At 43.3% G+C, this 20,308-nt stretch carries 19 protein-coding genes; 13 read left to right on the top strand and 6 right to left on the bottom strand.

Going from position 1 to position 20,308, the window contains the following annotated elements:
- Nucleotides 1-122: 122 nt before the first annotated feature.
- Nucleotides 123-374 carry a uroporphyrinogen decarboxylase gene (locus tag RGE70_RS16105; protein WP_310472453.1) on the top strand — a complete coding sequence of 84 codons (252 nt, stop codon included), beginning with the start codon at nucleotides 123-125 and terminating at the stop codon, nucleotides 372-374.
- 380 nt (nucleotides 375-754) lie between these two features.
- Here RGE70_RS16105 and RGE70_RS16100 read toward each other — a convergent pair whose 3' ends face one another.
- The 3 genes from RGE70_RS16100 to hslV form a co-directional block, all read right to left on the bottom strand.
- Nucleotides 755-1,147: a gamma-butyrobetaine hydroxylase family protein gene (locus RGE70_RS16100; protein WP_310472452.1), complete on the bottom strand. Its 393-nt coding sequence runs from the start codon at nucleotides 1,145-1,147 to the stop codon at nucleotides 755-757.
- Between the two features lie 105 nt (nucleotides 1,148-1,252).
- Nucleotides 1,253-2,578: an ATP-dependent protease ATPase subunit HslU gene (gene hslU / locus RGE70_RS16095; protein ID WP_310472451.1), complete on the bottom strand. Its 1,326-nt coding sequence runs from the start codon at nucleotides 2,576-2,578 to the stop codon at nucleotides 1,253-1,255.
- A gap of 50 nt (nucleotides 2,579-2,628) precedes the next feature.
- Nucleotides 2,629-3,153, bottom strand: a complete 525-nt coding sequence (hslV, locus tag RGE70_RS16090) for an ATP-dependent protease subunit HslV (protein ID WP_310472450.1) — start codon at nucleotides 3,151-3,153, stop codon at nucleotides 2,629-2,631.
- Nucleotides 3,154-3,622: 469 nt separating this feature from the next.
- On the opposite strand from hslV, the gene RGE70_RS16085 reads away from it, so the two are divergent.
- Nucleotides 3,623-3,793 (top strand): hypothetical protein, encoded by a 171-nt coding sequence (locus tag RGE70_RS16085; RefSeq protein WP_310472449.1) that lies wholly within the window; start codon nucleotides 3,623-3,625, stop codon nucleotides 3,791-3,793.
- 181 nt (nucleotides 3,794-3,974) lie between these two features.
- Entirely contained in the window at nucleotides 3,975-4,562 is a 588-nt protein-coding gene (locus tag RGE70_RS16080; RefSeq protein WP_310472448.1) for a class I SAM-dependent methyltransferase, read from the top strand.
- Between the two features lie 111 nt (nucleotides 4,563-4,673).
- On the opposite strand, the gene RGE70_RS16075 is transcribed toward RGE70_RS16080, so the two are convergent.
- From RGE70_RS16075 to priA, 3 genes are all read right to left on the bottom strand, one after another.
- On the bottom strand, nucleotides 4,674-5,243 hold the full coding sequence (locus RGE70_RS16075; protein ID WP_310472447.1) for an SPOR domain-containing protein: 570 nt from the start codon (nucleotides 5,241-5,243) through the stop codon (nucleotides 4,674-4,676).
- A 10-nt stretch (nucleotides 5,244-5,253) separates the two neighbouring features.
- Nucleotides 5,254-6,999 (bottom strand): arginine--tRNA ligase, encoded by a 1,746-nt coding sequence (argS, locus tag RGE70_RS16070; RefSeq protein ID WP_310472446.1) that lies wholly within the window; start codon nucleotides 6,997-6,999, stop codon nucleotides 5,254-5,256.
- 124 nt (nucleotides 7,000-7,123) lie between these two features.
- A complete protein-coding gene (gene priA, locus RGE70_RS16065; protein ID WP_310472445.1) occupies nucleotides 7,124-9,319 on the bottom strand; it encodes a primosomal protein N' in 2,196 nt (731 codons plus the stop codon).
- Nucleotides 9,320-9,439: 120 nt separating this feature from the next.
- Here priA and RGE70_RS16060 point away from each other — a divergent pair, with 120 nt between their 5' ends.
- The 10 genes from RGE70_RS16060 (at nucleotide 9,440) to mshL (ending at nucleotide 20,308) form a co-directional block, all read left to right on the top strand.
- The gene (locus RGE70_RS16060; protein WP_310472444.1) at nucleotides 9,440-10,174 is read left to right on the top strand and encodes a FimV/HubP family polar landmark protein; all 735 of its coding nucleotides are present in this window, start codon (nucleotides 9,440-9,442) and stop codon (nucleotides 10,172-10,174) included.
- A gap of 187 nt (nucleotides 10,175-10,361) precedes the next feature.
- Nucleotides 10,362-10,574 carry a 50S ribosomal protein L31 gene (gene rpmE, locus RGE70_RS16055; protein ID WP_310472443.1) on the top strand — a complete coding sequence of 71 codons (213 nt, stop codon included), beginning with the start codon at nucleotides 10,362-10,364 and terminating at the stop codon, nucleotides 10,572-10,574.
- Nucleotides 10,575-10,791: 217 nt separating this feature from the next.
- Complete coding sequence (locus tag RGE70_RS16050) at nucleotides 10,792-11,994, top strand: alkaline phosphatase family protein (RefSeq protein ID WP_310472442.1); 1,203 nt, start codon at nucleotides 10,792-10,794, stop codon at nucleotides 11,992-11,994.
- Between the two features lie 659 nt (nucleotides 11,995-12,653).
- Nucleotides 12,654-13,904 (top strand): malic enzyme-like NAD(P)-binding protein, encoded by a 1,251-nt coding sequence (locus tag RGE70_RS16045; RefSeq protein ID WP_310472441.1) that lies wholly within the window; start codon nucleotides 12,654-12,656, stop codon nucleotides 13,902-13,904.
- A 156-nt stretch (nucleotides 13,905-14,060) separates the two neighbouring features.
- A complete protein-coding gene (csrD, locus tag RGE70_RS16040; protein WP_310472440.1) occupies nucleotides 14,061-15,974 on the top strand; it encodes an RNase E specificity factor CsrD in 1,914 nt (637 codons plus the stop codon).
- A gap of 215 nt (nucleotides 15,975-16,189) precedes the next feature.
- Nucleotides 16,190-17,071 (top strand): MSHA biogenesis protein MshI, encoded by an 882-nt coding sequence (locus RGE70_RS16035; protein WP_310472439.1) that lies wholly within the window; start codon nucleotides 16,190-16,192, stop codon nucleotides 17,069-17,071.
- Complete coding sequence (locus RGE70_RS16030) at nucleotides 17,068-17,682, top strand: PilN domain-containing protein (RefSeq protein WP_310472438.1); 615 nt, start codon at nucleotides 17,068-17,070, stop codon at nucleotides 17,680-17,682. Before RGE70_RS16035 ends, RGE70_RS16030 begins: the two co-directional genes overlap by 4 nt.
- Entirely contained in the window at nucleotides 17,679-18,335 is a 657-nt protein-coding gene (locus RGE70_RS16025; RefSeq protein ID WP_310472437.1) for an MSHA biogenesis protein MshJ, read from the top strand. Before RGE70_RS16030 ends, RGE70_RS16025 begins: the two co-directional genes overlap by 4 nt.
- Nucleotides 18,316-18,648 carry an MSHA biogenesis protein MshK gene (locus tag RGE70_RS16020; protein ID WP_310472436.1) on the top strand — a complete coding sequence of 111 codons (333 nt, stop codon included), beginning with the start codon at nucleotides 18,316-18,318 and terminating at the stop codon, nucleotides 18,646-18,648. Before RGE70_RS16025 ends, RGE70_RS16020 begins: the two co-directional genes overlap by 20 nt.
- 4 nt (nucleotides 18,649-18,652) lie before the next feature.
- On the top strand, nucleotides 18,653-20,308 hold the full coding sequence (mshL, locus tag RGE70_RS16015; protein ID WP_310472435.1) for a pilus (MSHA type) biogenesis protein MshL: 1,656 nt from the start codon (nucleotides 18,653-18,655) through the stop codon (nucleotides 20,306-20,308).

The following is a 20,308-nucleotide window of genomic DNA, read 5'->3' as shown; positions in this document are numbered from 1 at the left end:
CAAAAGTGGTCGTTTTTTGATAGCATAGCCGCCGCTATATTAACTTTACATAAATTTGTTCGCTTTAGGGGCACGGACCCCCCAGTTAGCCTAAGGAAGGCAGAAGGCCAAAAAGGTGCCTTATGGAAGCTATTAACACTATTGAAATCATGGGTTACGCCGCGTCAATTATGGTCGCGATTTCACTGATGATGAAAGACATTATCTGGCTGAGATGCCTAAACTTTGTTGGTTGTTCGTTATTCGTTGTCTACGGTGCTTCAATTGAAGCATGGCCTGTTGCCGGCATGAATGCATTTGTTGCGTGTATTAATGTTTATCACTTACTGAAGATCCTTCGTAGTCGTAACAACGCTGAGAGTGCTGCCGAATAATTCGCACACCTTGCACGCTAGCCTGATAGTCACTATTGATTAGGCTAGCAATTTTCTATTTTCCCGCCTTACCAATTATCTTCTGTGTTTTATACTCACGCCGTTTCTATACACACTTTACTCGGTTTTTATCGTTGTTAATGTTGAGCTATGCCGGGTCGAGCAACTCTTTGCGTTTGCCGTTGTTAAATGCACAACCCACAAGGCTTTCAAGTTGCTATTGCAGTGATACTTTGGCTTGAGTCTGTACCAATAATTTGCTTTTGCTAGCAGATGACACCGCTAAAAGGCTTAAAGAAATGGCGCCGATTAGGCGCCATTATGCTGTCTATTATTTGTCGCTGAAAAGCGAGGCCTAGCGACATTAAGTGTAAATATGACTACTTGTGATACTTAACCGTCATGTCAATCAGTGGCTCGCGGCTAGCCTTGGCTGCGCGCAAGCGGGCTAAGTATTTTTCCCAAAGATCTAGCTGGTGAGTGGCCAAGTCGTACAATACTTTCCAAGAGAAAAGCCCGGTGTCGTGGCCGTCATCGAACACAATTTTTACTGCATAATTGCCGACGGGCTCAATGGCCGTAATGTTGACATTTTTTTTGTGGGTGACCAAAACTGGGTTGCCATGGCCGTGTACTTCAGCCGATGGTGAGTACACTCTTAGCATTTCGCAGCTAAGTTGGAATGTTTCGCCATTATCGAATTGCACCTCTAGCTGGCGAGATTTACGTTTAAGCTTTAATGATTCAACATTCGGGGTGATATCTTGGGTCATAAGTCTGCCAATTTTTAAAAGTGTCTAAGCTGAAAACACAATAGCGGTTAAGAACGCTATTGTCCTTAACCGCCATCACGAGTTGAGCGGGTGGTTGATGTAAGATTAGAGGATAAAGCGGCTCAAATCTTCATCTTGCACCAAGTTATCCAAATGTGCGCCCACATAGTCGGCATCAATGCTGATCACTGTACCTGATTTGTCAGAGGCCTCGAAAGACAGATCTTCCATCAGGCGTTCCATTACGGTATGCAAACGGCGAGCACCAATGTTTTCGGTACGTTCGTTAACTTGCCAAGCCGCTTCAGCAAGAGCGTCAATACCTGACTCTTTAAATTCAATCGCAACGCCTTCTGTTCCCATTAGGGCGACATATTGCTCTGTCAGTGAAGCGTGTGGCTCTGTTAAAATACGCTTGAAGTCGCTAGCTGATAAAGCGTCTAGCTCAACGCGAATTGGTAAACGGCCTTGTAGCTCAGGGATCAAGTCAGACGGCTTACACATCTGGAATGCTCCAGAGGCAATAAACAAAATGTGGTCGGTTTTAACCATGCCATGCTTGGTGTTTACAGTACAGCCTTCAACCAATGGTAGTAGGTCACGCTGTACACCTTCTCTAGAAACATCTGGGCCAGAGGCGTCGCCACGCTTACAGATTTTGTCAATTTCATCTAAGAAAACGATACCGTGCTGCTCAACCAACTCAATGGCTTGCTCTTTAAGATCATCAGCATTAACCAGCTTTGCCGCTTCTTCTTCAATCAGCAGTTTATAAGCTTCTTTAATTGGCATTTTGCGGCGCTTACTGGCACCTGGGCCCATGTTTTGGAACATGCTTTGTAGTTGGTTGGTCATCTCTTCCATGCCTGGAGGCGACATGATTTCAATACCGGCTTGTGGCGCTGCAACGTCAATTTCAATCTCTTTGTCGTCTAGCTGACCTTCGCGTAACTTTTTACGGAAGATTTGACGAGTACCGTTATCGGTATTATTTTCAGCTTCCCAGTCTTCTTTTGGCTTTGGCAGTAAAGCATCAAGAATGCGCTCTTCAGCCGCTTCTTCAGCGCGGTACTTACATTTAACCATTTGTTCTTCGCGTGTCAGCTTGATTGCTGAATCAGTTAGATCGCGAATGATTTGGTCTACTTCTTTACCGACATAACCCACTTCAGTGAACTTAGTGGCTTCGACCTTGATAAACGGGGCTTTCGCAAGGCGGGCAAGACGGCGAGCAATTTCGGTTTTACCCACCCCTGTAGGGCCGATCATTAGAATGTTTTTAGGCGTGACTTCTTGACGAAGATCTGCAGCCAATTGCATCCGGCGCCAGCGATTACGTAGGGCAATGGCTACTGAACGTTTAGCTTTTTGCTGGCCAATAATGTGGCTATCAAGTTCATGAACGATTTCACGTGGTGTCATTTCAGACATATTCTTTCCTCATGCTTAAGCATCAGTTTTAGGTATAAACGAAAGCTCGTTTAGTACTTTAATTCTTCGATGGTCTTAAATTGGTTAGTGAAAACACAAATGTCGCCTGCAATAGTCAAAGACTTTTCTGCAATTTCAAGCGCGCTAAGGTCGGTGTTTTCCAGTAATGCAGTCGCTGCAGACTGGGCAAAGTTGCCGCCAGAACCAATGGCAATTAAGTCATTTTCAGGTTGGATAACATCACCGTTACCAGTAATGATTAATGAAGCTTCGCCATCTGCGACGGCTAATAGGGCTTCAAGCTTGCGCAGTACTTTATCTGAACGCCAGTCTTTGGCCATTTCAACCGCAGCGCGCATAAGATGACCTTGATGCATTTCGAGTTTGGCTTCGAAGCGCTCGAATAGAGTAAATGCATCGGCTGTACCGCCAGCAAAACCTGCTAATACCTTATTATGGTATAGACGACGGACTTTTCTAGCATTGCCTTTCATCACGGTATTACCAAGAGAAACTTGGCCATCGCCGGCGATAACAACTTGGTTATTACGGCGTACTGATACGATAGTGGTCACGTTAAATCCTCTTCTCTAGCCAGCGACAAAGTGTCGGCTGGTTGACGATAATAGTGATATGGGGGTGGCTGTGAAAATATCAAGGGGCTTGTTCTTATTGGGAGATTTGAAGGGATGTGACTGGTTGTTGAAGCAACACAATTGACTTTAGGCGTTGGTTTAAGCTGCTATTTTTACAACAAGCGGCTGACTCTGCGATCCTATATTTTGGTTGTAAGGTGCACTGATGGCTAACTCATTGTATACATCTATTTTGAAGGTGTTTATTTTTACCATTGTTTATGATGATAATTATTTATCAGAAATAATAATTGTCACCGTTATTCGTCTAACTTCACTTTAATAAGGTTTATAAGTTGATACGGTTTTAGCTTATTTTGAAGCTTTAGCGTGCCAATTATGTCAGATGAAATTTAAGACTCGTTGTCGTATTTGCGTGACTAAAAGAATGTTGAATTAGGAATAGAGTATGTCTAAGAAAGTGGTGAAGTTTACAATTGAAAAAGAAACCAAAAATAGTGTGCGTTATAAAGAAGTTCCAGATGAGGGAACACCACCAATTATAGGTTCGGTGTATCTTCAAAAGTGGTTTGCAGGTAAGAGCAAAACAATTGAAATTACCATCGATAAAAAAGACTGAATAAGTATCGCTGCAGCGTAATGGAGCTAAGTGTCAGCATAAATACCAGGTTGTTTCTTACTAAGTATGGCCTCAATAATGCCTTTGTATGTTGATGCTGGCCTTGAATTGTCTTTTGTAATTGATACTGACATGTATGCCTGTGGGGGCTTAATTTGCTCGCAGACTAAGAGAGATAAAGATGTGGGATGAGCAATACGATACGCAAGAATATATATATGGAAAGCAACCCAATGATTTTTTGGCAAGCCATTATGATGCAGTCCCTAAAGGTAAGGTGTTATTACTCGCTGAAGGTGAAGGGCGCAATGCAGTATTTATGGCCAAAATGGGTTACTCAGTTACCGCTGTTGATCTATCGAATGTCGGATTAAAAAAAGCCCAACAGCTGGCGAAAGAAAATCACGTCAGCATTGAAACCATCTGTGCCGATTTAGCCTTGTTTGACCTAGGTGAAAACCAATGGGATGGCATAGTCTCTATATACTGCCACTTACCATCTCCCCTCAGGCAAGACTTATATCAGCGAATTGAACGAGCGATTAAGCCCGGGGGAGTATTTTTATTAGAGGCATATAGACCCGAGCAGTTAGCGTACAAAACAGGTGGTCCATCTGATGCCTCAATGATGATTTCAACCCACACGCTGTTGAATGAGCTGCCTCACTTTATATTTAGTCACCTTGCTGCCGTTGAAAGGGTGATTAATGAAGGGCGTAATCACCATGGACTTGGCGCAGTCGTCCAAGCGATAGGCTCGCTTAAATAATGTTAACTGTGTAGTTTAAATTAAGTGGTGTAGTACAGACGCTCTTCGCATCTTTTTTAGGCAATAAAAAAGCGCTGCTTGAAGCAACGCTTTATGTTTATAGACTAGAGATTAACTCTCCCAAAACCAGATTTGGCAGCCATTGGTTCCAGAGTTTTGTAGTGTGTGACGGTGTCTCTCAGCGTCACGCTTTTTGATGTAAGGGCCTAAAACAACCTTATACCAAACACCACTAGACCCTTTAACTTTCCGAACTTGCGCTTCAAGTCCTTGAAAAGCAATCATAGCTTTTAGCTCATTTGCCTGTGACTCTTTTCTAAAAGAGCCACACTGCATTTGATAAGGACGCTTGGGCTTAGTTGAAGCTTCTGGCAGATCAACTTCGACCTGTTTATTTTCCAGTTCTTCAAGATAAGTCCATTCTTCCTCTGGCACGGGCGGCAGTGCGTTAGGATCTTTTTTTGCACTGGCTTGCTTCGGCTTTTCAGCCACAATTGGCGCGCTTACGGGTTCATCGCTACTGCTTAAGTTCCACAGTAGGTAACCAAAGCCCGATAATCCAGCGAGTGTTATCAGTAGTACTAAAACTGGGAATCGTTTTGGTGGTGTTCCCTTTGACCCACGCTTATTGGCTTTGCCTTTGCGCGCGGGCTTTCTGTTGGCGTAGTCACGACTCGTCATGGGGTTAAGATTACATCCGCTCTAGCGTTTCAAGGCCTAGCAAGTTAAGTCCTTGCTTGAGTGTTTTCGCGGTCAATTTAGCTTGCAATAAACGGCTTTTCTTTTGCGCAGCTGTATCTGCAGCTAACACAGGGCATGCCTCGTAAAAGCTTGAGAACGCACCGGCAAGTTCAAACAAGTATGCACATAATGCATGTGGCTGACCTTTGCTAACTACACGGTTCATCACTTCACCAAACTGCGCTAACTTAGTACCCAGTTCTTTTTCTTTTTCATGCTCAAGCACAATAGTTGCATCGCTAAGGTCAACATCTTGGGCGCGTTTGAAAATACCCGCCACACGTGTGTAAGCATAAAGTAAGTACGGCGCAGTGTTACCTTCAAAGCTCAACATTTGCTCAAAGCTAAAAATGTAGTCGCTAGTACGGTTTTTCGATAAATCGGCATACTTAACAGATGCAATACCGACAACGCGAGCGATTTCAATTAGCTCTGCTTCATCCATATCAGGGTTTTTACTACGGACTAATTCTAGTGCGCGAGTATCAGCTTCTTTCAGTAGGTCAATTAACTTAACCACACCGCCAGAACGCGTTTTAAATGGACGACCATCAGCGCCGTTCATGGTGCCAAAGCCCATATGTTCGAAGCTCATTTCTTCACGGACAAAGTTAGCTGTTTTGGCCAACTTAAAGACCTGCTGGAAATGCAATGCTTGACGAAGATCGACAAAGTACAGTGCTCTATCAGCTTTTAATACATCAGAGCGGTAACGCATGGCTGCCATGTCGCTGGTTGCGTATAGGTAGCCGCCGTCAGCTTTTTGAATGATAACCGGTAACGGTTCGCCTTCTTTGTTTTTAAACTCTTCTTGGAAGACCACTTTCGCGCCGTTGCTTTCTGCGAGTAAGCCTTGCTTATCTAGGTCGGCAACAACTTGTTCTAAGTCTGCGTTGTAAGCACTTTCGCCGCGTACATCGTTACGCGTTAAACTTACACCTAAACGTTCATAAATTTCGTGACAATGGCTTAATGAAATGTCATTAAACTCACGCCATAGCTTGTTACAGTACGCATCACCTGACTGCAGTGAAACCACTAGCTTACGGGCGCGGTTGGCAAAATCTTCTGACTCATCAAAGCGTACTTTTGCAGCACGGTAGAAGTTTTCAAGATCTGAAAGCTCCATTTGAGCTTGATCGCCTTGAGCGGCACGTAGCTCTTCCATGTAGGCAAGCAGCATACCGAATTGAGTTCCCCAGTCACCGACGTGATTTTGGCGAATAACCTTGTGACCCAAAAACTCAAGTGAGCGGGTAACAGCATCACCAATAATGGTCGAACGTAGGTGACCAACATGCATCTCTTTAGCCAAGTTTGGCGATGAGTAATCAACGACAACAGTTTGAGATTGCGGTAATGCAACCCCTAAATGGTCGCTGTTAAGGGCGTCCATTAGTTGGTTGGCTAATGCGTTATCATCAATAAAGAAGTTAATAAACCCAGGACCTGCGATTTCTACCTTTTCTACATGGCTAGATGTTGGCAGGTTATCGATGATCATCTGCGCGATTTCACGTGGGTTCTTGCGAGCTGCTTTTGTTAGCATCATGGCTAAGTTGGTCGCAAAATCACCATGGCTCTTATCTTTGGTTCGGTCGACTTGAATGCGAGCTTCAAAATCAGCAGGAACAACACCTTGTTGTTTAAGGGCATTTAACGATTCAGCGAGTAAAGATTGAGTATGTGATTTCATTGGCGTTTCATCGGCATTTACAAAAAGAGAAAATAATAGGGATAACCGCCTATTTTAGCCGTTTGTTGTGTCGAATTACTATCCTCTAGCGAACTTTTTCTGCTTTAAAAGTCATTAAATCGTTTTAAAGTAGATCTTGTGGATCGCGATCTAGACTCCAGCGGCACTTTTTAGCTAACGGCAGCAGCTCTATTTGCGGTAAAGCGTGCTCAAATGCTTGCTGTAACTGATTACGGTTTTTGGTTTGGAACAACAGCTGGCGCCGATATTTGCCCGCTTTTCTGTCAAGTGGTGCAGGCATAGGACCGATCACTTCACAGTCGTCATTTTGCGGTAGCAATGCACCTATTTGGGTTAATAGCATGTCGGCATCTGCAGCGAGGTGCGCTTCTGCTCTGATCAAAATCATGTGCCAAGCTGGAGGCAATAAGGCCTGCTTGCGCTCATGTAGCTGGTTACGCGCAAATTCACCGTAGCCTTTATGCATTAACTCCCGCAGCATCGCGTTGTCACTTTGATGCGTTTGCATTAGCACAGTACCGGGTTTAGTTGCACGGCCTGCGCGGCCCGATACCTGAGTATAAAGCTGGCCAAACCGCTCTGGTGCTCTAAAGTCTGCGCTAAATAGGGCGCCATCAACATCAAGTAAACCTACGAGTGTGACGTCTGGAAAGTGGTGGCCTTTGGCTAACATTTGCGTGCCGACCAAAATTTTATATTCGCCTTTGTGAATCGAGTTCAGGTGGGCCTCTAACGAGCCTTTTCTACTGGTGGTGTCGCGATCAATACGCACAACAGGGTGGTTAGGGAACTCTTTTTCAAGAAAAGAGGCTAATTGCTCAGTACCAACACCTTGGCCTGCCAACATGGTACTGCCACATTGGTGGCATTGTTTGGGGATCGCATATTGATTACTGCAATGGTGGCAGCGAATTTCACCTAGGGCTTGGTGCACAGTAAAAAAGGCATCGCAGCGATCACACTCATGTAAATGGCCGCATTCATGACAGATTAATGCAGGGGCAAATCCACGCCGGTTTAAAAACAGAATAACCTGATTACCGGCATCGAGGTGAATGCGCATTTCATTTAATAAGGCGTGTGACATTCCGCTGCGCAGTGGCTGGTTACGGATATCGACAATCCCTTGGCGCACCTTTTCGGCGACGCCAGCTCGTTGGCCTAAGTGCAAGTGTTGGTAGCGGCCGCTCAGCGCATTTTGTAAGGTTTCAAGTGATGGGGTGGCGGTGCCTAATAATACGGGGATATCTTCTAGGTGACCGCGCATTACCGCTAGATCACGTGCGTGGTAACCCACACCTTCTTGTTGTTTAAAGCTGGAGTCGTGCTCTTCATCTAAAATAATGACGCCAGGGTATGCCATCGGGGTAAACAGCGCTGAACGAGTGCCAATAATAATGGCGGCTTCGCCTGTTTTGGCGTTACGCCATGCATCTAACCGTTGGTTGTCGGTGAGCCCTGAATGAATTACCGCAACTTTGACATTAAAACGGCGCCTAAACCGGTTAATGGTTTGTGGGGTTAACCCTATTTCTGGCACCAGCACTAATGCTTGTTTACCTTGTTTTAATATGGTTTCTAATAACGCTAAGTAGACTTCGGTTTTCCCTGAGCCTGTCACGCCTTCTAGCAAGGTGCAGTGATAGTTTTTATGCTGGGTTAGAGTTGCTACTGCAATGGCCTGTTCTGGATTTAGTCGGTGTGGCTCTTCTGTCATTTCAAGTTCAGTACGCCAACTTAAATTGATAGTGCCAACCCGTGATTTTTTGCTTATCCAGCCTTTATCATCAAGAGCTTTTAAGGCGGTTTTACTGAGCTCCATTGTGGTAATTTCGTGCTGCTCTAAGTCGCGTTCAGCGAGTGCGCTAAAGAGTTTGCGTTGTGCTGGTGCACGGTTGAGTTGATTAATGTCTGCAGCGCGGCCGTCTTGGGTTAATGACCAATAAAACACTTGTGCCGCTTTAGACTCAGCGCCTTTGCGCAGCGCGACAGGAATTGCTTGCGATAACATTTGCCCTAAGCTACAAAAGTAATATCTTGCAGCCCAAGCAGTTAATTTATAGAGTGAATCAGGTAGTAATGGGCTCTCGTCCAAAATGCTGATGACCGGTTTTATTTGCTTTGGTGTTAAGCTGCAAGTATCCGTTATAGCCGTAATGAGACCTATCAGCTGCTGACGGCCAAACGGCACTTGCACGCGCATGCCTTTTTGAGGAACTATCACGATATGGTCTGGAACTTGGTAACTAAAGGTTTGCCGCATTGGAACTGGCAGTGCGACCTCAACAAACAAAGGCATAAAACTCTATTTCGGTAGGAGATAAGCTCTTAGTGTACCGAGGCCGGTCTTTGAGAGCCAGTTAGATTTTACTTATTATTCCGGATTAAATGCTAAGCCCAAGGCTTAATAAAGGAAGTGATGAAAAGAATAATATTAGCATTAACATCGTTAATGCTGCTCAGTGCAGCTGCCAGTGCTGAAGTGTCACATGTCAGTATCCATAAAAGGTTGTTTGAATTAGGTGAGGCGGCAAAGGTTGAGGTTAATATTGTATCAAGCCACCATCAACCTAAAAAAGTACAGTTTTTGTTAAGGCAATCGAGTGGTGAAGTAAGGTTAGCGTCAACGCCCGTAACCCCGTTTATGCGCTTGGTGACGAGTGTTGATACCGTGGTGGATAAAAATGCAGTATTGGTTGTGCGTGAGCACCGTATAAACCGCTGGCGTGAAGTGGCGTTACTCAACTTATTTAGCGATAACACTGCCGAGATAACGACTAACCGAATTAGCCTACCAGACGATAACAACTTAGCTTACGCCGATAACGTTGCGGTAATGAACAGTCGTGCTAAAGCTGCAGGTATGACTCAGCTTAATTTGTCGACGGCAGAGCCGGTAGTCGCATCGCAGTGCATGATTGCATTTAACGGCCGTGAGACATTATGGCGCATCGGTGTACGCCAGGCTACAATATGGAATATGAACACATTTGGCACTATATTGGCTATTTTTGAGACCAACCCAAATGCCTTCAACCATGGAAGTATTAACGGTTTAAGAGCTAACGCTCAGTTAAAGTGTCCGACTAAGGCAACACTTGAAAAATATGCCGATGCCGCCGCTGCTGAAAAGCAATTTGATGCAACCCGCTAACCTTGGACCGTAGGTAAAATGAACGCCTTTTTCCATGGGGCACATTTTCAACTTAATTCATAGCAGCGTGGCTTGTATCTGTTGATTAGATGCTGTACTATCCTGCGTCCTAAATATCTATTAACTGCATGTGGTGTCCGACTTCGGGTTGGAAGAGCGACATGGCCTTAAACTTGAGGTAATTCCAATGAAACCAGGCATTCATCCTGATTACGCAGAAATCACTGCAACTTGTACTTGTGGCAACATCATCAAAATCAACTCTACTGTAGGTAAAGACTTACACTTAGACGTTTGTGGTGCATGTCACCCGTTCTACACTGGTACACAGAAAGTTGTGGATACTGGCGGTCGTATCGATAAGTTCAACAAGCGCTTTGGTGCACTTGGTAAGAAGTAATCATACTTCTACACTGAATTTAAAAAAGGCGCCTTTTGGCGCCTTTTTGCTTTCTTGGATTTAACGTTCAAAGGTGGTCACTGACTAAAATTGTTAATTTATGTGAAAATAATGAGGTGAAACACACAATTACGGTAAGAATGTTGAATACGACCACTAAAAGTGTCATAGAAGGGCTTTATTTTTAATGAATGGTTAATATAAGTTGGAGCTTCATTTGAACAAGGTCTTTTGTTTATCCCTTTTTTTATCTCTGTTTTTATCTGTTTTTAGTGCTAATGCTAAAAATGCCCCTGTCGTTTTACTCTCTATAGATGGTTTTTCAGTTAAGTATATTGAGCAATATAAGCCAAAAACATTAACTAAACTGACTCAGCAAGGGTTATCTAGTGAGGGGTTAGTGCCGGTATTCCCTTCTAAAACGTTCCCGAATCATTTGTCTATTGTTACTGGTAAGTACCCAAGTGAGCACGGAATTATTCACAATAGCTTTTATCGAAGAGACATCAAAAAAGGCTATACATTAGGGGCGGGTAGAGATGATGCTACTTGGCTAAAAGCTGAACCTATTTGGGTAACTGCTGAAAAGCAGGGTGTTACATCGGCTAGCTACTTTTGGCCTGAGTCAGAAGCTGATTATGATCACGTTGCACCGACTTACCGATACGCTTTTGATGATTCAACCCCAAATGAAGCGCGTTTAGCGCAAATTGTTACATGGTTAAACTTACCGGAAGCGCAACGACCTCAGTTTATTACTAGTTACTTTTCAATTGTTGACTCAGCAGGACATACTTTTGGTCCAAACTCGGTTGAAACTGCGGAATCAATAGAAAAAGTCGACACCATTATTGGCGATTTTTTAGCTGAACTAGAAAGACAGAATATAGCGATTAACCTAATTATCGTATCTGATCATGGCATGCTTGAAATCAATAACGACAGTATTATTGCGATGGATAGCTTGTCATTGTCAACAGACATCGACACTGTGATTAATGGCCAAACTCAGCTATATATTTATGAAGAAGACGCCGCCACGATTGATGCTACAGTTAACCAGCTAAAGCAAAAAAGTAAAGGGCGTTTTGAAGTGTATAAGAATGGTCAATACCCTGAAAATTGGCACTTAAACTTTGTCGACGAGCGTATCCCTGACTTTGTAGCAGCAGCCAAGCCGCCTTACACATTTAGCAGTAAGCACTCTACAGGTAAAGGTACGCACGGTTATAACCCTACTGGTATTGAAGGGTTATCTGGCATTTTTATCGCTAAAGGGCCCGATATAAAAAATGGTCGTGTAGCTGAGTTTGAAAATATTCATGTTCATGCCTTTATGTTGGGGCTACTTGATTTGCCTGAAAGCAAAATTTCAACCTTAAGCCCACTTATGCCTTATATGGCACAGCACGCGCACTAAAACTGATTCAACTTATTGGGTCACCGATAGGGTGGCTCAATAACTTCATTAATGTTTTTAAATAGCAACTCGCTTTACCTCGCATATCTATTAGGTTTAAACAGCCTATACGTCCAAATCCATTCGAAATTCCCTCACACTGTTGCTATAAAGTTAGAGAGCTTTGCTCTGTTGGCTTGTCATTGGTGGTGATAACCATACCTTTAATCGAGATAGCTGTTTTTAGGTAAAATGAAATAAAAAGTCATGTATTTAGCCTTTAAACTATAACAAAGACGTCTTTGATAGTAGCTTACTAATGTATTGGTAATTTAATTTACATTTATACCGTCTAATTGCCGTAAAGCACCGTTATTCATGTGTAATAGTGTTTTTTTATTACATTTAAAATGGTTGAATATAGTCGTTTTTGCCAAGGTTAAGCTTCTAAAAAAGCAGTTTGAAATAATATATAGCGATAAAGTCGATATTTCGAAAGAACTTATTTGAAATACGCTATTATTCAAGTATCTTATTGTCTATCAGCTTGCTGTTTGCTTGGGTTGAGCTTTGCTACATTATAGAGCTGCATCAAACGAGCATGACTACACTGTAAGTATGCAGTTTAGCTGTCGACCTTTCGCTTTGGATTATAATTAGTCGCACTCAGGATTAGAAAAATGGCCGATCTTCGTCAACAAGCCCTCGATTATCATGAATTTCCCGTACCAGGTAAAACAGCAGTTTGCCTAACCAAGCCCGCAGAATCTAGCATGGATCTCGCTCTAGCATATAGCCCTGGAGTGGCCGAACCTGTGCGTGAAATTTCAGCCGATCCTGAAAACGCTTACCGTTTTACTGGTAAGGGTAATACCGTGGCTGTGATTTCAAACGGTACTGCTATTCTTGGTTTAGGTAACTTAGGGCCTCTGGCTTCTAAGCCTGTAATGGAAGGTAAAGCGCTATTATTTAAGCACTTTGCTAACATTGATGCGACAGATATTGAGGTTAAACACAGAACGTCGGAAGAGTTTATTAATACGGTTGAAGCGATAGCTGATACGTTCGGCGGTATTAACCTTGAAGATATTAAAGCGCCTGAGTGTTTTGAAATTGAAAAAGCCTTGATTGAACGTTGCAACGTACCGGTTTTTCATGATGATCAACATGGTACCGCTATTGTGACTGCCGCTGGCATGATCAACGCATTAGAAATTCAAGGTAAGGCGATTGAAGACGCAGTATTTGTATGCTTAGGTGCAGGCGCAGCAGCTATTGCTTGTATGACCATGATTGTAAAATGTGGCGCACAACGCGAAAACATTTACATGCTTGATAGAAAAGGCGTTATCCACACTCGCCGTGAAGATATCAATGAATACAAAGCATTGTTTGCTAACAATACAGATAAACGAACCCTGCAAGATGTGATTAAAGGTGCTGATGCATTCTTAGGCTTATCTGGCCCAGATCTGTTAACTGCAGAAGACATCGCGTTAATGGCTGATAAACCAGTTATTTTTGCTTGTTCAAATCCAGATCCTGAAATTAAGCCAGAAATAGCGCATGCTGTACGTCAAGATTTGATTATGGGTACCGGCCGTAGCGACTATCCAAACCAAGTGAATAACGTATTGTGTTTCCCTTTCATTTTCCGTGGCGCTCTAGATGTGCGTGCATCGCAGATTAATGATGAAATGAAAGTGGCTGCAGTACATGCTATTGCCCATTTAGCAAAAGAAACCGTTCCGGCCTCTGTACTTGCGGCATATCCAGATGTAAGTGAGCTTAAGTTTGGTGCTAAGTACGTTATTCCAAAACCGATGGACCCTCGATTACTTCCTAATGTCGCTAAAGCGGTAGCGCTAGCAGCGATTAAATCGGGTGTTGCTAAGATCACTACATTACCAGTAGGTTACATGGAATCTTAATCGCATAAGCGGTTTATATTGATAAAGGGGCTTAGGCCCCTTTTTTGTTTCTGCTGTTTTACTTTGCCTTTTATTAAAGGCTGTTTAATAATCAACTCAAACCTTTATTGGCTGAAAAACCTCCACACAGTATAAGATCCTGCAGGAAGCGGACGTATGATATTGACACGAATTCTTACCAAGAAACTCACTAGTTTTTGGCTGATGTCATTAGTTGGTGTTGCCTCTATTTGTGCTCTTACAGCGATGCTGAGTTTTGTGCAGCTGACTTATACTTTCCAGCAAAACAAAGTGCATGAACTGGAACAAATGTTACAGCAGCAGTTTTCAGTCGCCCAGACTGACCATACCTGGCAACTCAATGACTGGTTACCCCCGATATTGCAGGCATTTAAAGCTAAATCATTAGTGCTGAAAAAGGATGGACAGATAGTTTTTCAGTTTGGCTCGCTTAACCATGCCGCAGCTAACGTGCGTTATAACAGTGAGCTCGAAAATGGTTTATCGATGGAGTTGGTCTTGCCGCCTCCTTTTAATAAGCACCAAGTGGGCGTTTATGAAGGCTTAATTGTGTGTATTGGCACTCTTGCCATTATGCTGTTTGTACGTTTTGGTATTAAGTGGTTAACTTATCAATTGCGTGGCATAGAGCATCTCGCACACCGTTCAAACTTAATCTTAACTGGTAACCGAGATGAAGCATTAGCTACGAAAGGTGACGGCCGCCCTCGGTTGATCAATCGCGCGCTAAGCCTTTTACTGCAAGAGCTACATGATACAAATAAAGATCGTGCTCGCTTTGATCAGTTTATCCGTTCAAATACGTTTTTAGACGCAACAACAGGGGTTGGTAATCGTCTGTTTCTGAAAAATCGCTTAGATGCATTAAGCGATCGCTCAGGCATGATCACGCCCGGCGTTTTGTATTTGTTTGAGATGGAAGATCTCGATTTATTAAGTAAAGAGGTTGGCGAGCCGTTGGTCGATGAAATGCTGTCACAAATTATTGCAACCATTAATCAGCTGTTGGCAGGCCAAGCTAACAGTATTTTTTCGCGCCGTTCTTACAATCAATTTGCGGTTGTTGTACCACAAGTATCACAGAAAGAAGCCGATAAAATTGCCGCAAAACTACTAAGAGTAAGTCTTAGCCAAATCAATAGCCTACTTGAAATACCAGATGATTTTATTCATTTTGGTGGCGCTTACTTTGAAGTGGGTGATGACAAAGAAAGCTTGGTCGAAGAGGCGGAGCAGGCTTTGCGTACAGCGCAATTCCAAGGTGACAGTAGTTGGTTTATGTATGATAAAGGCGCCGCAGCAGGGGCATTATCAAAAGGCTCTGTACGCTGGCGCAGCTTTTTAGAAAATGTACTGGTGAGTAAGCGGGTGTTTTTATTTTCGCAACCTGTGGTCGACACTGACTCTAATGCTCATCACCAAGAGCTTTCGTGCCGCCTGCGCGACACTCAAGGTAACTTAGTAAGAGCCACGTTATTTATGCCGATGGCCATTAAGTGTGGTTTAACCCCGCAATTAGAGCGGCAAGCGGTCGAGATGTTGTTATTTGACGTGCTACCAAAGCAATATGATACGAGTTTATCGTTCAGTATTAATTTGAGTTTAGACACATTAACGAGCCGGGCTTTTGTACGTTGGTTGCAAACGACGTTATTAGAATATCGACATTTAGTTCCACGAATTATTTTTGAAATTAATGAAAGTATCTTAGTGAATAATCAAACGGTATTAGCTGAGCCGTTGGACATGATGAATAAGATGGGCGCGAGTATTTGTGTCGATAAAGTAGGTCAGCAAGTTGTCAGTACCGAATATATCCAACATTATCCGATTTCATTAATCAAATTGCACCGTTCTATTGTCAGCCAAATACATTTACGAGCAGAGAATCAACTTTTTATACGTAGTCTTATCGCAGGATTATATCGTCCTGACGTTCAAATTTGCGCTGAGGGAGTAGAATTGTTTGAAGAATGGCAAACTTTACAGATTTTAGGCGTCAGCGCCGGGCAAGGAAGCTTCTTTAGCGAACCGGTGGAGGAGATTTAACCGTTTTTTTCATTCAAAAGCATGATGAACAAATGGTTTCTATCATATTTACGTATAATATTATGGCATTAGTAGTTACACTAATGACATAAGAAGACTATTGTTCTAACCTTAAAATTAGTACCGATAGAGTTCTGCAAAAATAAGCCGAAACAAATAGTTCGACCTGTTTAAGGCTTTTGAGTACAAAGCGACAGTTTTTGAGGCATGGATGAATGGAAGCAAGCTGGTTAAATAAACTCCAATTTTGGCGTAAATCGACTCTTAAAACTGAGTTAGGTTTGTATATATGCGCCGAAAAAATATTGGTCTATCAAGCTGCGACTGAACATTGTGCAGAACAATTCTCTAGCTACTCCTTTGATAAAATGGACTGGACGAGTGCATTTGAGCAGATTGTCAAAGCACTGGGTACCGCTAAAGTTCATATCGTTTTATCGGCAGATTTTTATCAACTCATTTTGGTTGATAAACCCAATGTTGAACCCGAAGACATTAGTGCGGCTCTACTGTGGTCAGTTAAAGATCTAGTGAGTCAGCCTGTGTCTGATATCCACCTCGATTTTTTTGAATCTTCCAAGCAAACCACAAATAAACTCAATGTTGTCGTCACTGAAAAAAAGCAGTTAGTGAGCTTGTTTACAGCCGCCAGAGATGTTGGCATCGACATTTGCGGTGTCACGATTGAAGAGATGGCCATAACCAATCTATTTAGTGATAACCAAGCTAGGTTGATCTTAAGTCATTGTGTGGACGGAGAGATGCTGCTCGCCGTTGTAAAAAATGGTGAATTATTCATGCAGCGCAGAGTCAGGGGTTTTACCCAGCTACAAAGTGTTGCTGCTGAAGAACTGGCTTTTGGTCTAGCAGATAACTTAAGTCTAGAGATCCAGCGGTCAATGGATTATTTCGAAAGCCAATTACGTGAAGCGCCTGTTGTGTCAATCGACTTATTAATGGTGGGCGCGCGCGACAAACTGGCCGAATTAATTAGCGAAAACTTCAATCAGGAAGTGACCCCTTACCAAGCTGAATCTGTCGAGGCTATTTACTCGCAAATGGCGTTGGCTGAATTTTCTCGAGGTGATGCAGCATGAAGTTAAGGGTTAACCTCTACTCCGAATCACTATTTCCCGCTAAGTTACGTTTATCTTTCTTAAGATTGACTCAAACGTTGGCGGGGATTGTTGCAGTATTAATTATTGGCATTGCACTGGCATATACCTTGGTATCAAACCTTGAAGCTGACAAGGCTAAATTACAACAAACAAAAAATGCATTAAATAGTCAAAAGGCGCAGCTTGAAGCCGAAATATCAAAAAGGAAGCCTAGTGCAGCTCTAGTGGCTGAAGTTGAGTTAAAAGCCCAACAACTGGAGCTGAAACAATTGCTGATGGGTAAATTAAGCAAACAAGAGGCGCTTACCAGCTTTGGCTATTCTCCATTATTAACTGATTTAGCCAGTGTCGCTGATAGTAGCCTTTGGTTGAACCGCATTCAGGTTGTTGAAAATAGCTATATTTTTGAGGGTTACACGACTAATCCACAAAGTGTGCCTAACTGGATTGATAGATTGAAGACAACCACAACCTTAAAAGGTCATGCTTTTGCCTCAATGACCATGAACCTCGGTGCTGATCAGCCACTTGCTTTTAAACTTACTAGTAATGAAGAAGTCGCGACCAAGCAAGCGGAGGCTAGCCAATGAAGCAGCAATGGACAGCAACAGCCGCCAAGTTTGATGCACTGAGTCAACGCGAAAGAGTAATGGTTGCCGCCGCAGCCGTTATTGTCATCGGCATGCTACTGTATTTGCCGCTTGAGTCTTTATTTACCAAGCATACTCAATTAAGTCAGCAAGTCAGCTCGATTAAAAATGAAAACAGTGTATCGGAACAACAAATAGCGCTGTATCAACAGAGCTTGGCAACCGATCCCGATATCGAATATAGCCAGCGGCTTGGCAATATTGAACAACAGATAAAACAGATTGATGAAGCATTATCATTTGAAATGGTTGATATGGTGCCGGCTGATCATATGCCGACCCTGTTAGCGGGACTTCTGTCTAACGTGAAAGGGCTAAAGTTAACCGCATTTGACTCTATTGCTCCCTCGCCAATGTTAGAGGTCGGGGAAGATAATAAGATGAATCTGTATAGCCATGGAATCAAGCTTCAATTTAGCGGTGATTACTTTTCAGTATTGCGTTTTGTTGAAGCGGTCGAAAGTATGCCAAATAAGCTCTATTGGCGCAGTATGGACTACAAAGTGGATGTCTACCCTAAAGCTGAAATTACTTTAGAGCTCTACACCATCAGTATTAATAAGGACTTTATCAGTGTTGCTAAAACCAATTAATGGGTTATTGCTCGTCATCTGCAGCACTTTTTGCATTAGCGCAAGTGCAGCGAGTTTACGCGACCCGACCCTACCAGGTTCGGGCGTCATTGTGGCGAGTAACAGCGCGGCAAGTGTCAGTAAAACAATGACGTTAAATAGCGTTGTGGTGAAACACAATAGTGCTTTTGCCGTGATCAATGGTCAAATTTATAAGCAGGGTCAGCGAGTGAATGGGGTGAAAATCATGAAAATTGATGAAGACACTGTGTCGCTAGCGGATGGCCGTAAACTGAAAATGTTCGAAGCAATTATCGAGATTAAGGGACAATAAATACATGCGTTCATTACACTATATCACCCCTTTACTTACATTATTGCTGGTGGCCTGCCAATCTGTAGACAGACCCAACCCTGCAGAGTCAAAGCAGGTTCTTGCTGAATCACTCAGCAGTGCAGCGGCTGAAACTGCGCCGGTTGCGCCACCTCCAGCAATAATGCCTGATGATGTGCAGCAAGAGCTCGCATCTGGCAGTTTGTTATCAGGTTTTAATGGTTCGCAGCGTCCAGAACGCCGTTTTGATGTATCGGCAAATGACGTTGATGCAAAGGTGTTTTTCCCAAGTCTTGTACAAGACACTCCTTTAAGTGTTGCAGTGCACCCTGATGTTTCAGGTAAAGTGTCGCTTTCGTTAAAGGGGGTCACTCTCCAAGAAGCGCTGCAAGTTGTTGAAGATATTTACGGTTACGAGGTCAGCCGCCAAGGACGTATTTTACGTATCTTCCCAGCAGGTATGCGCACTGAAACGTTCGCACTGAATTATTTATATATGGAGCGCCAAGGCTTGTCATTAACTTCGGTTAACTCTGGCCGGATTTCGGACGAAAATGACAGCTCAAGTAGCGATAGCAGTTCGAGCAGCTCGAGTAGTTCAAGCAGTGATTCAAGTAGTGATAATGGCGAACAAACTAACGGTACGTTTATCCGTTCAAGTACAGAGTCTGATTTCTGGGGCGAGTTAGCTGGAACCTTAGTTTCGATTATTGGCGGTAAAGACAATGGTCGTGAAGTTGTTGTGTCACCACAAGCAGGGCTTGTTACCGTTCGTGCATTTCCTAATGAAATTAGACAAGTACGTGAATTTATAAAAACAGCAGAAACGCACTTGCAACGTCAAGTGATTATCGAAGCTAAAGTGCTTGAAGTTACCCTGTCAGATGGCTATCAGCAAGGTATCCACTGGGAAAGCGTATTGGGCCACGCAGGCGATACCGATATTAGTTTTGGCACCACTGAACCTGCCGGGCTAAGCGACGCAATTACAGGTGTATTAGGTGGCGTTGCTAACATTCAGCTAACGGGGTCAGACTTTAGTACCATGATTAGCTTGCTCAGTACTCAAGGTGATGTTGATGTGCTGTCGAGCCCTCGAGTGACGGCGTCAAACAATCAAAAAGCGGTGATTAAAGTTGGGACTGACGAGTACTTTGTGACTGATGTGTCTTCAACCACAGTTACAGGTACCGCTTCTGTTACCACTCCAGAGGTTGAGCTAACGCCATTCTTCTCTGGTATCGCGCTTGATGTTACGCCGCAAATTGATGGTGAAGGTAATGTTATTTTGCATATTCACCCATCAGTAATTGATATTGATGAGCAAACAAAAACCATTCAAATTTCGGGAAGTACTTTAGAGCTGCCGCTAGCGCAGAGCGAAATTAGAGAGTCCGATACTGTCATAAAAGCCGCAAGTGGCGAGGTGGTCGTTATTGGTGGTTTGATGAAAAGCGAGATTATTGAGCTTGTTTCTAGGGTCCCATTTTTAGGTGATATTCCATACTTAGGTGAAGCGTTTACCAACCGAGCTAACTCTACTGTAAAAACGGAATTAGTCATTTTGCTTAAGCCAGTTGTTGTGGGAACTAATACATGGCAAAACGAGCTAAAACGCTCTCAAGAGTTGCTCAACCGCTGGTACCCAGAGGGGGAGTAA

The sequence above is a fragment of the Shewanella youngdeokensis genome (genome assembly GCF_033180165.1).
In the GTDB taxonomy this organism is placed as follows: domain Bacteria; phylum Pseudomonadota; class Gammaproteobacteria; order Enterobacterales; family Shewanellaceae; genus Shewanella; species Shewanella youngdeokensis.
The sequence above is the reverse complement of the archived record's forward strand: the minus strand, read 5'-3'. Positions and strand labels throughout refer to the sequence as shown.